The sequence below is a fragment of the Granulicatella sp. genome (assembly GCF_057274575.1).
This window is the reverse complement of the sequence record NZ_DBHISP010000001.1, coordinates 274,532-285,121: the sequence shown is the minus strand read 5'-3', so window position 1 is coordinate 285,121 and position 10,590 is coordinate 274,532. Positions and strand designations below refer to the sequence as shown.

Sequence of the window (10,590 nt, the reverse complement as noted above, 5' to 3'; positions counted from 1 at the left end):
ACAGAACTAAATCCTTTGCTTAAATTAATTGTCTAACTTTTTGGGGTCAGTACAATTGTCCGGGGGTCCAAAAAGCTTTAGCGGAGTGATAATGAAAAAACAAGCCTCCTTAGTTATAATTCGTATGTGGTCTGCAAAATACAACGAAAGAACTAAGGAGGTTTTGTCATGGGATATACCGATGACTTACACAGTTTATCACATACGAAATGGAACTGAAAGTATCATATCGTTTTCGCACCAAAATATAGAAGAAAGGCATTCTATGAATCAAGGAGGCTTGATGTCGGTAGAATGTTACGACAGTTATGTGAATGGAAACATGTGAACATTACTGAAGCAGAGGTCTGCGTGGATCATGTGTACATGTTAGTAGAAATACCACCAAAAATGAGTGTCTCTGGTTTTGTCGGATATTTAAAAAGGAAAAGTAGTCAAATGATATTTGAGAGATGGGCGAATGCAAGATTTAAGTATCGAAATAGATCGTTTTGATGTAGAGGATATTATGTAGATGGAGTCGGTAAGAATTAGAAAGCCATTCGAGAGTATATATGGAATCAACTAAAAGAAGATCATATAGCAGAACAATTGGAATTAGAATTAGAAAATCCATTTACAGGGAGACGAGTTCGGTGCTATATCCGAAGATGAAAACCACCGGGTTAGTCGGAAGATATTTACGTGTAAGATATAATTCATTTTTATGAAATAAAGTTGTCATTAGATAAATAAGAAACAAGATAATTTATCAATTGACAATAAAGTTTACAAATGGTATTAATTAACTATAATAATTCTAATATAAAAAGGAAATTTTAATTGATGTCAAATCGAAAACAAATATTATCAGAAATCGCCTATATGTTTTATGAGGAAGGGTTAACGCAAGTCGAAATATCGAAAAGAATGAATCTCTCTAGACCAACTGTTGCGGCAATGCTAAAAGAAGCTAAAGAAGTAGGAATAGTAAAAATAACGATTCAATCAGATGACTATACATTATTAAGAAAACAAACTTTATTGTGTGAAAAGTATGGATTAAAATCCGTTCAAATCACTCCTTACAAGGGGGAAGAGCTTACTAAACAGAATGTTGGTCTCTTATGCGCAAATTTCATTGAGGAAAGAATTCAAAGTATCCATACGCTGGGGATTGGTTGGGGAACAACCTTATATGAATTTGTAAATAATGCAAAGTATTTAAGCGCACCTCATTTAAAAATAATCCCTCTGGTCGGTGGAGGAGGACATTCAAATGTTAATTTTCACTCGAATGTTTTAGCCTTCTCCTTAGCCAAAAAGTATGATTGCAAAGCAAACTTTTTCTATTCTCCTGCCTTCGCTGAAGATATTGAAATGAAAAATACGTTTGAAAGATCAGGATTAATTAAAGAAGTCATGGAAGAAGGGAAAAAAGTTGATATTGCAGTAGTTGGGGTAGGTAATCCACAAACCTCTAGTACATATAGACTCTTACAATCGTTTAGTGAAGAAGAGTTAGATGAAATCAGAGAAAAGAAAATTATTGGAGATATTCTTACATCCTTTTTTGATAGTGATGGTACTGTTCATCAAACTCATATTACAGATCGGATGCTGGGACAAAGTTTAGAAGATTTGATGTCTATTAAAGAAGTTGTGATTGTAGCTTCAGGAATGGATAAATTTTTAAGTCTAAAAGGACTATTGAATTTAAAATTTGTTACCCATTTGATTATTGATGATTTGAATGCAAACCAATTATTGTTAGATTAGAAAAGACACCCTAAATTACTAGGGTGTCTTATTTTTTTACTTTATGCAATAACGATAACTGAGAGTTTTCTAGTACGTTCTCTAGTTCTATCAAAATCTACAAAATAAACATAACCAGTTTTACCAACCGCAAGTTTATTGTTTTCTACGTCTAAAGTCACGCTGTTTCCTAGAATAGTAGCTTTCAAGTGTGCATCTCCATTCCAAAGAGCACTACGGTCACCGTTTGGTAGATACTCTTCAACATTTGGCCAACTTTCAACATCTTTATAATGTTCTGGCCCTGGATAAGAATAAGTTGTAGCAGAAGTATGATTTGGAATGATTTTTTCCAGTACAGTATTTAAATCGTTTTGAAGAAATTCATTACCTTTTTCGTCAAAATCATGGGTAAATTCTTCATAAAATACGGAACAGGTTGTATGTTTTGTGAGCACTATTACAAGTCCATTGTTGATTTGACTTTCGTTAATAGCTTCATTAACCATACCAGTTATATTGATATAGGTTGGAGTTTTACCATGAGATTTAACTGAGAATTCTTTTTTAAACATAAAGATCTCCCCTAATAAAAAGTAACAAATGATAAATAACTTTACATATATAATATAGCGCGTTAAAGCATAAGTCAATAGGAAAATAACTGCAATTATGAAATTTATAGTATTGACAAAAGCGTTTACAAGAAGTAAAATTGTTTTAGAACAAATGTAAAATAACTTTACAAAAATAAAAAGAAGGTGTGATTATGCTAGTTAACTCGAACGAACTGTTTATGAAAGCACGTAAAGGTAACTATGCTATACCAGCTACTAATTATATTGATTTAGATTCTGCACGATCTTATGTAAAAGTAGCTGAACAAAAAAGATTACCTCTGATTTTAGCTTTTGCTCAATCTCATAAGGATATCATAAGTCTTGAGGAAGCCGCTTTAATAGGTAAATATCTAGGTGAAAATGCTTCAGTTCCAATTGTTCTACATCTTGATCATGGTGAAGATTATGATTTTATTGAGAGAGCAATTCGATTAGGATTTACTTCCGTAATGATTGATGCTTCTCAAAAAAAATTTGATGATAATATTCAAATTTCAAAAGAAGTAGTTGAGTTAGCTCATCAATTCGATATTTCTGTAGAAGCAGAATTGGGACATGTAGGTTCTAACCAGATTTCATTCGAACAAGGGCAACCAGATTCCATTTATACAGAAACAGATTCAGTTATTGAGTTTGTAAATAAAACAAATGTGGATTCATTAGCAATTTCTATAGGTACAGCACATGGTTTGTACAAAGGAACACCCAAAATTAATTTTGAAAGATTACACGAAATCAGACAATTAACAGATGTTCCTCTTGTCTTACATGGTGGTTCTTCTTCAGGCGATTTAAATCTAGAACGGTGTGCAACAGAAGGGATTAGTAAAATCAATATTTATACCGATTTCTTAATGGGTGCACAACATGAGATTGAAAATGGGGGATATAAGAATTATATAGAATTAAAAAATCTTGCAAATATTGGAATGGAAAAAGTATTAGAGCATTATTACAAGGTGTTCCATACTAAACTATAAGGAGTGGGATTATGAAAATTAATAGACCGTTTTTTGTATTTAATCCAAAGTCATATCTATATGGTGAAGAATTAGTACAATTAGCAAAAGTTGCTGATACAGCTGCTCAAAAATATCCTGAAGTATTAGTATTTGTTACTGCACCGTATGCTGATTTACCAAAGGTTAAGGATGCTACAAACCATGTCATTGTTACTGCTCAGCATATTGATGGTATTTATCCAGGAAGAGGGATTGGACATGTGTTACCAGAATCCGTTTATGCTGCGGGGGCAAGAGCAACTTTCTTAAATCATGCAGAAAAGCCACTACTTGTAAATGAGCTTGTGAAATCAATTTCAAGAGCGAAAGAATTGGGGATTTTAACAATTGTTTGTGCAGATTCTCTTCAGGAAGCTAAAGCTATTGCCAAACTTGATCCAGATTGCATCTTATGTGAACCAACAGAGTTAATCGGAACTGGAGAGACAAGTAGTGAAGAGTACATTCATACAACAAACGATGCCATTAAATCGATTAATAGTTCTATTGCTGTAATGCAAGCTGCTGGTATTAGTAATGAAAATGATGTTTTTAGAACGATCTCACTAGGAGCAGATGGGACAGGATGCACAAGTGGCATTGTAAAAGCTGAAAATCCAAGCAAAATGATTGAAAAAATGATTGAAGCTGTTGCTAAAGCATCTGAGAACAAAGGATAAGGTGGTTATATGAGTTCAGTTTTAGAGCGAATGTATTTAGATGATAGTTTAATCAAACTATCTCTTGAAGCGGAAGATAAAAATTCTGTTCTTGAAGAAATAGCATTACTTTTAAAGGATGGAGGTTACGTAAAAGATACTTTTTCTGATGCAATTAAAGAGAGAGAAGTACATTATCCAACAGGGTTACAGCTGGAACATATTGGAGTGGCTATTCCTCATACTGATGCTGAATTCGTAATTGAACAATCAATGGCGATAGCAATATTAAAAAATCCTGTTAACTTTACATTTATGGGAAGTGAAGATGTACAGGTACCTGTAAAAGTAGTTTTTATGCTTGCTATTAAGGAACCGCATGCTCAACTTGAATTCTTACAAGCGTTAATGGAGTTATTTCAAAATGATGAATTGGTTCTTGATATAGTGAATAGTAATAGTGAAAAAGAAGTAGTAGAAAAATTTAAAAAATATATTTCTTAGGAGGAATTAAAATGAAAAATATATTGTTAGCATGTGGTTCAGGGATTGCCACTTCTACAGTTGTGCATAAAAAAATTGCGGATATTCTTGATGAAAATGGATTTCAAGGACAATACAAGATTACGCAATGTAAAGTATCAGAAGCTCCCGCAAAATCTGCTAGTTATGATTTTTTAATTGCGACTACAATGGCACCAAAAAATTTGGAATGTGAATTTGTATCAGGAGTATGCTTTTTAACGGGTGTAAATACTAAACAAGCAGTTGATAGGATTTTAGAATTGATGAAACAATAATAGGAGGAAAAAACCATGGAATTTATACTAAGTGTTTTTCAGTTCATACAAGGTTTAGGTGTAGCTGTTGTTATGCCGATTGTTATTTTTATCTTAGGTCTATGTTTTAAAACAGGTGTCGGTAAAAGTTTACGTGCTGGATTAACTGTTGGTGTGGGATTTATTGGTTTAAATTTGGTGATTAATTCACTTTTAGGGACATCATTATCACCAGCTGTTCAAGAGATGGTAACAAGATTCGGATTGAATCTTTCAACAATTGATGTTGGCTGGCCAGCTTCTGCCGCTATTGCTATGGGGTCTACAGTAGGATTAATTATCATTCCTTTAGGATTGGTAGTAAATATTTTAATGCTAATGACTAATACTACACAAACTGTAGACGTTGATATTTGGGATTACTGGCACTTTGCATTTACAGGTGCGTTAGTTGCTATTGTAACTGATAATATGACACTAGGAATTATTGCAGCAGTGATTAATATGGTTATTGTAATGGTTCTAGGAGATGTTACAGCTCCAGAAGTTGAAAAGTCGCTCGGACTTCCAGGGGTATCATTACCACACGGATTTACAACAGCTTATGCTCCAATTGCCATTGTCATTAATGGATTAATTGATAAAATTCCTGGCATTAATAAAATTGATATCAATATGGATGAAGCTCAGAAACGTTTTGGTGTTTTTGGTGAACCAATTTTAATCGGCTCCGTTTTAGGTATTGTTATTGGGATGCTTGCAGGATATGATGTAACAAAAGTTTTAACATTAGGTGTTTCTTTAGGAGCAGTATTAGTGTTAATTCCTAAAATGGCTGCGTTACTGATGGAAGGTTTGATTCCGATTAGTGATGCTGCTAGTGAATTTATTCAAAAGCATTTCCAAAATCGCGGTAAGATTTATATTGGTTTGGATTCAGCAGTTGGTGTTGGGCACCCTGTTACTATGGCGATTTCATTTATTCTTGTACCATTATTAATTTTCCTTGCAGTTGTATTGCCAGGAAATACAGTATTGCCATTTGCAGACTTAGCCGTTATCCCTTGGATGTTTGTGTTAATAACTCCAATCGTAAAAGAAAATGGATTTAGAGGTTTAATTGTTGGGATTGTTGTTTTAGTTGTTGGGTTATGGATTGCTACAGATTTAGCTCCATTTATTACAATTGCAGCTAAAAATGTTAATTTCCAAATGCCTGAAGGGGCTACGTTAATTTCTTCTATCTGTGATGGAGCTAACCCTCTTACATGGGTGTTAGTAAGATTACACAATTTTGGATATATAGGTACAGGTATTGGTGCAGTTATTGCAGTTGCAATGGCATTGTGGAATCGTACAAGAATCAAAAAAGAAGCTCAATTGTTACATGCAAATGACTAATAAAATGAGGTGCGAGAGATGAATGAATTTAAATATAATAGACTATTGTATATTTTCGATGTGATTATTACAGGAATTGTTGCTATTGGAGCTTTTATAGCTTCATTAGTATATTTTCATTCTAATCTTTCGTTATTACTGTTGGTTGGAATAGTATGTATTTATACAATGTGGAACGCTTTTGTTTCAAAAGTACATCCAGAAAAAATCGTGATTAAAGAGAATGAAATAGTTTTTGAAAGTTTTAATTCTAAAGCCAAATATTATATTGATGGTTCAGATAGATTCCAACTTAGAGAATTTCCAAGTTCTGGTAAATTATATTTAAGAATTGGAAAGGCTCAATTTCAAAAAGGAAGATATTGGATAAATACCAAGAATTATAATAATGGGAAAGAACTGTTTGAAATATTCAGAGACCTAGATTACAAAATCAATCCAGAGTCATTAAAATCAAAAGCGAGAAGAGTAAATACTGAATATTTACAAAAAATTAAAGAGAAGTGATAAAAGTGTATGAATTAGAAAAAAAGAAAATTATTGATGCAGCATTAAAGTTAGATAAGTATCAATTAATCTCTCTATCAGGAGGAAATGTTAGTTTACGAGTGAATAGTGAACATATTCTAGTAACTCCTAGTGGAATGGTTTATGATGAAATGGTTCCAGAAGATGTTCTTGTGGTTGATAACGAGGGTAAAATTGTTGAAGGAGAAAGAAAAGCAAGTGTAGATACTATTGCGTTATGTTATATCTATAAAAATATGCCTAATGTTAATTCAATTATTCATACCCATCAACCGTATGCAACTGGATTAGGGTTAGTATTTGACCGTATTGATTGTGATCTAACAACATTAGCAAACACTACAAAAGGACATGTTCATGTTGCTCCATATAGTTCAGCAGCTAGCCTTGAAATGGGTGTTGCAGTGGTGGACTATATAGGAGACAGCTTAGCGGTTGTTTTGAAAAACCATGGGGTTGTGACTATCGGGAAAAATTTAACTGAAGCATTATATGCAGCTGTTTATTTAGAAGAATCTGCAAAGACTTTGTATGTTGCACATTCTTTAGGTCGTCCTGTGGCAAAATTAACGGAGGATCAAATTCAAGTCGCAGTTGATGTTTTTAAGGCATATGGACAGGTTCCGGGAGAACATTAACAGAAATATTATTTTATAGTAATGCAATACTTCCTTTTCTATTTCATGAGAAGGAAGTATTTATTTATCGTTAAAATTCATTTTTAATCTTACAGGAGTGTTTCTATGTTTGTTTTAAACGAAAATGAAAGAGAATATCGTTTTGGTGATAGTGGTCCTAAATATTTAATGAAGGGACCTAGATCGAATTTTGCAATCGTAAAATTTAATCCTGGTCAAGATTTTCCAGCACATTATCACGAGATTATGGAAGAGAACTTCTATATTCTCGAGGGAAAAATTGATATATATGTGGATGATGAGAAAGTTACTTTATCCAAAGGACAGTTTATTCATATAGAACCAAATGAAGTGCATTATGTAAACAATCCTTATGATGAGGCGATTGTGATGGTATCTACGTTGGCACCTTACCAAGAAATAGATAAAATTGAAGTCCCTGATTATAAACCAAAAGGATAGATTAAAATAATAAAAAAATTTAAATAGAAAAACCTTGTGAAAAGTAGTTTGAAATCAAATCTCTAAACCAGAGTTTTTTATCTATTTAAATGATTTATAAGAACGATTTGTTAAATGTTAATATTGTGAAATGCAACAAAAAATCTTTTGAAAAACAAAAGTTTACGTGTTAACACGTTAACTTTTACTTGAAACTGGTTTCGTTTAGTGTTAGACTGAACGCGAGAGCGCTACCAAAAGAAAAAAAGATTTGGTAGTAAAAAGCTTTTATGAATCAATTAAGGAGGAGAACTATGGAAACGAGATATACACACAGTCCAGAGGATATCAGACATTATTCTACGGAGCAATTAAGAAAGGAGTTCTTAGTTGAGAAAGTATTTGAACCAAATCAAGTGAAGTTGACGTATACTCATAACGACCGCATGATTTTTGGTGGGGTAATGCCAGTTGAAGGGAAATTAACTATTGAATTATCAACAGAGTTAGGAGTGGAATACTTCCTACAAAGACGTGAAATGGGTGTCATTAATATTGGAGGTCCTGGTGTCATTGAAATCGATGGTGTTTCAGAAAATATGGTGAAACAAGATGGATACTACATCGGGAAAGAAACAAAAGAAATTGCCTTTTCAAGTGTTTCTGCTGAAGACCCTGCGAAATTCTACGTTGTGTCCGTTCCAGCCCATCATAAATATCCAAATAAAAAATTAGGTATTGAAAAAATTGTTCCACTTTGCATGGGTGAATCCAATACATTAAACCAAAGAAAGATTTATCAATATGTTCATCCAAATCAATGCGAAAGCTGCCAATTACAATTAGGATACACAGTGCTTGAACCAGGTAGCTCTTGGAATACAATGCCATGTCATACGCATGAACGTCGTATGGAAACATACCTTTACTTTGATATGGAACCTGATACAAGAGTCTTCCACTTCATGGGAACTCCGCAAGAAACAAAACACTTAGTGGTTGGAAACGAAGAAGCATGTATTTCACCAAGTTGGTCTATTCACTCAGGTGTGGGAACCTCAAACTACACATTCATCTGGGGAATGGCTGGAGAAAACATTACCTATACTGATATGGATATGGTTCCAATGCAAGATCTTAAATAGTGAGGAGTGAGTAAAATGACAAATGACATGTTTTCATTAAAAGGAAAAGTTGCACTTGTAACAGGTGCAGTATACGGAATCGGGTTTGCGATTGCAGAAGCATTAGCGAGTGCTGGTGCCACTATCGTATTTAATGACAGAAATGAAAGTGGAGTAGAAAAAGGTCTAGCAAACTATGCGGAAAAAGGCATTAAGGCTTACGGATATGTTTGTGATGTTACGGATGAACCTGGTGTTCAAGAAATGGTGAAAAAAATCGAAGCAGAAGTTGGCGTCATTGATATCTTAGTTAACAATGCTGGAATCATCAAACGAATTCCAATGCATGAAATGGCGGCTGAAGATTTCCGTCAAGTCATCGATGTGGATTTAAATGCGCCATTTATCGTATCAAAAGCGGTTATTCCTTCAATGATTAAAAAAGGTGGCGGTAAAATCATTAACATCTGTTCAATGATGAGTGAATTAGGACGCGAAACTGTTTCTGCCTATGCAGCAGCTAAAGGCGGATTGAAGATGTTAACACGTAATATTGCATCAGAATACGGATGCTACAATATTCAATGTAATGGAATTGGACCTGGTTATATTGCGACACCGCAAACAGCTCCTCTTCGTGAAATTCAACCGGATGGAGAAAGACATCCATTTGATAAATTTATTATCGCAAAAACACCAGCAGAAAGATGGGGAGAAGCAGAAGACTTGAAAGGTCCGGCCATCTTCCTTGCAAGTAGTGCAAGTGACTTTGTAAATGGTCATATCCTCTATGTGGATGGCGGTATTTTAGCGTACATCGGTAAACAACCTTAATCCTAAACGCCCCTTTCCGTAGAAGGGGTGTTTATTCTGTTTACTTGAGGAAATTATTTTGATATGATGGCTTTAAAATATAAGGACGGAAGTGTTTGTGCATGCTACCAAAGTATGAAATTATAAAACAAAACATTTTAAAAGAGATTGACGAAGGCAAATTTAAACCCGGATCTAAAATTTATTCTGAAGGTGATTTAAAAAAAATCTATCAGGTTAGTAATACAACAGTCGTTAAAGCATTAAATGATTTAGTGGCAGAAGGCTACTTGATTCGAAGACAAGGAGAAGGGACCTTCGTTCGTAAAAACATGTTGCATCGAAAAGTTAGTTTCAGTGAAAGACTAACGAAGAAATTCAATCCGCAAAAGAATTCGGAGCGAGTAGAGACTTCGATACAAATCTGTGAAGATAAACGCGTTTTAAGTCAATTTGAAGGGAAAGGTCCTTTATATGAAATCGTTCAAAGAGCGATGATTGATGATACTTTATGGAAAATTCAAAAGCGTTTTGTTCAAACAACCTTATTAAGTGAAGAGGCAGTTCAACATATTTCAGATGGTGGAAGTGTTTCTAAAGAGTTGGGTATTGAAAACAACTTAGTGAATATGCCGATGAGTATGACGATTGAATTTAAGACATTGGATATCCCTGAAACAGACGAGCTCCAAACCAATTCGGTAGTGATTGTAAAGAAAACGATTTTTAACAATACAACCAAAGAAGTGATAGAATACTCGGAAAGCTTTATCCATCCTGATTTTTATGTAGTTAATTTGATTGCTGAATAAAATAAGAATCCTCCTAATGTGGGGGATTCTTATTTTT

13 protein-coding genes and 1 pseudogene are annotated in these 10,590 nt (G+C 33.9%); 13 read left to right on the top strand and 1 reads right to left on the bottom strand.

Annotated features, from left to right (window positions below; translation table 11 throughout):
• Nucleotides 1-228 precede the first annotated feature (228 nt).
• Nucleotides 229-654, top strand: a pseudogene (tnpA, locus tag ACO5V7_RS01315) (IS200/IS605 family transposase).
• Between the two features lie 171 nt (nt 655-825).
• Nucleotides 826-1,758, top strand: a complete 933-nt coding sequence (locus ACO5V7_RS01310) for a sugar-binding transcriptional regulator (protein WP_485484743.1) — start codon at nt 826-828, stop codon at nt 1,756-1,758.
• 41 nt (nt 1,759-1,799) lie between these two features.
• On the opposite strand, the gene ACO5V7_RS01305 is transcribed toward ACO5V7_RS01310, so the two are convergent.
• A complete protein-coding gene (locus tag ACO5V7_RS01305) occupies nt 1,800-2,312 on the bottom strand; it encodes a YjbQ family protein (RefSeq protein WP_485484742.1) in 513 nt (170 codons plus the stop codon).
• A 194-nt stretch (nt 2,313-2,506) separates the two neighbouring features.
• On the opposite strand from ACO5V7_RS01305, the gene ACO5V7_RS01300 reads away from it, so the two are divergent.
• The 11 genes from ACO5V7_RS01300 to ACO5V7_RS01250 all read left to right on the top strand — a co-directional run bounded on the left by ACO5V7_RS01300 (nt 2,507) and on the right by ACO5V7_RS01250 (nt 10,553).
• Nucleotides 2,507-3,337, top strand: coding sequence for a class II fructose-bisphosphate aldolase (locus ACO5V7_RS01300; RefSeq protein WP_485484745.1), 831 nt, complete (start codon nt 2,507-2,509; stop codon nt 3,335-3,337).
• Between the two features lie 11 nt (nt 3,338-3,348).
• Nucleotides 3,349-4,038, top strand: coding sequence for a triose-phosphate isomerase (locus tag ACO5V7_RS01295; protein ID WP_485484741.1), 690 nt, complete (start codon nt 3,349-3,351; stop codon nt 4,036-4,038).
• Between the two features lie 9 nt (nt 4,039-4,047).
• The gene (locus ACO5V7_RS01290; RefSeq protein ID WP_298647905.1) at nt 4,048-4,521 is read left to right on the top strand and encodes a PTS sugar transporter subunit IIA; all 474 of its coding nucleotides are present in this window, start codon (nt 4,048-4,050) and stop codon (nt 4,519-4,521) included.
• Nucleotides 4,522-4,532: 11 nt separating this feature from the next.
• Nucleotides 4,533-4,817: a PTS sugar transporter subunit IIB gene (locus ACO5V7_RS01285; protein WP_298647908.1), complete on the top strand. Its 285-nt coding sequence runs from the start codon at nt 4,533-4,535 to the stop codon at nt 4,815-4,817.
• 15 nt (nt 4,818-4,832) lie between these two features.
• On the top strand, nt 4,833-6,197 hold the full coding sequence (locus tag ACO5V7_RS01280) for a PTS galactitol transporter subunit IIC (RefSeq protein WP_298647911.1): 1,365 nt from the start codon (nt 4,833-4,835) through the stop codon (nt 6,195-6,197).
• An 18-nt stretch (nt 6,198-6,215) separates the two neighbouring features.
• Nucleotides 6,216-6,704: a hypothetical protein gene (locus ACO5V7_RS01275; protein ID WP_298647913.1), complete on the top strand. Its 489-nt coding sequence runs from the start codon at nt 6,216-6,218 to the stop codon at nt 6,702-6,704.
• A 5-nt stretch (nt 6,705-6,709) separates the two neighbouring features.
• Nucleotides 6,710-7,363, top strand: a complete 654-nt coding sequence (locus ACO5V7_RS01270) for a class II aldolase/adducin family protein (protein ID WP_298647915.1) — start codon at nt 6,710-6,712, stop codon at nt 7,361-7,363.
• 105 nt (nt 7,364-7,468) lie between these two features.
• On the top strand, nt 7,469-7,825 hold the full coding sequence (locus ACO5V7_RS01265; protein ID WP_485484740.1) for a cupin domain-containing protein: 357 nt from the start codon (nt 7,469-7,471) through the stop codon (nt 7,823-7,825).
• A 293-nt stretch (nt 7,826-8,118) separates the two neighbouring features.
• Nucleotides 8,119-8,949, top strand: a complete 831-nt coding sequence (gene kduI / locus ACO5V7_RS01260) for a 5-dehydro-4-deoxy-D-glucuronate isomerase (RefSeq protein ID WP_485484739.1) — start codon at nt 8,119-8,121, stop codon at nt 8,947-8,949.
• Between the two features lie 15 nt (nt 8,950-8,964).
• Complete coding sequence (locus tag ACO5V7_RS01255) at nt 8,965-9,762, top strand: gluconate 5-dehydrogenase (protein WP_288294562.1); 798 nt, start codon at nt 8,965-8,967, stop codon at nt 9,760-9,762.
• A 101-nt stretch (nt 9,763-9,863) separates the two neighbouring features.
• Nucleotides 9,864-10,553, top strand: a complete 690-nt coding sequence (locus tag ACO5V7_RS01250) for a GntR family transcriptional regulator (RefSeq protein WP_485484738.1) — start codon at nt 9,864-9,866, stop codon at nt 10,551-10,553.
• Nucleotides 10,554-10,590 lie beyond the last annotated feature (37 nt).

Bases quoted from the DNA above. Each gene is read 5' to 3' on its own strand.
- ACO5V7_RS01300 (WP_485484745.1), top strand. From the start codon at position 2,507: ATGCTAGTTAACTCGAACGAACTGTTTATGAAAGCACGTAAAGGTAAC.
- ACO5V7_RS01285 (WP_298647908.1), top strand. From the start codon at position 4,533: ATGAAAAATATATTGTTAGCATGTGGTTCAGGGATTGCCACTTCTACA.
- ACO5V7_RS01280 (WP_298647911.1), top strand. From the start codon at position 4,833: ATGGAATTTATACTAAGTGTTTTTCAGTTCATACAAGGTTTAGGTGTA.
- ACO5V7_RS01265 (WP_485484740.1), top strand. From the start codon at position 7,469: ATGTTTGTTTTAAACGAAAATGAAAGAGAATATCGTTTTGGTGATAGT.
- ACO5V7_RS01310 (WP_485484743.1), top strand. From the start codon at position 826: ATGTCAAATCGAAAACAAATATTATCAGAAATCGCCTATATGTTTTAT.
- ACO5V7_RS01305 (WP_485484742.1), bottom strand. From the start codon at position 2,312: ATGTTTAAAAAAGAATTCTCAGTTAAATCTCATGGTAAAACTCCAACC.
- ACO5V7_RS01295 (WP_485484741.1), top strand. From the start codon at position 3,349: ATGAAAATTAATAGACCGTTTTTTGTATTTAATCCAAAGTCATATCTA.
- ACO5V7_RS01275 (WP_298647913.1), top strand. From the start codon at position 6,216: ATGAATGAATTTAAATATAATAGACTATTGTATATTTTCGATGTGATT.
- ACO5V7_RS01250 (WP_485484738.1), top strand. From the start codon at position 9,864: ATGCTACCAAAGTATGAAATTATAAAACAAAACATTTTAAAAGAGATT.
- kduI (WP_485484739.1), top strand. From the start codon at position 8,119: ATGGAAACGAGATATACACACAGTCCAGAGGATATCAGACATTATTCT.
- ACO5V7_RS01290 (WP_298647905.1), top strand. From the start codon at position 4,048: ATGAGTTCAGTTTTAGAGCGAATGTATTTAGATGATAGTTTAATCAAA.
- ACO5V7_RS01255 (WP_288294562.1), top strand. From the start codon at position 8,965: ATGACAAATGACATGTTTTCATTAAAAGGAAAAGTTGCACTTGTAACA.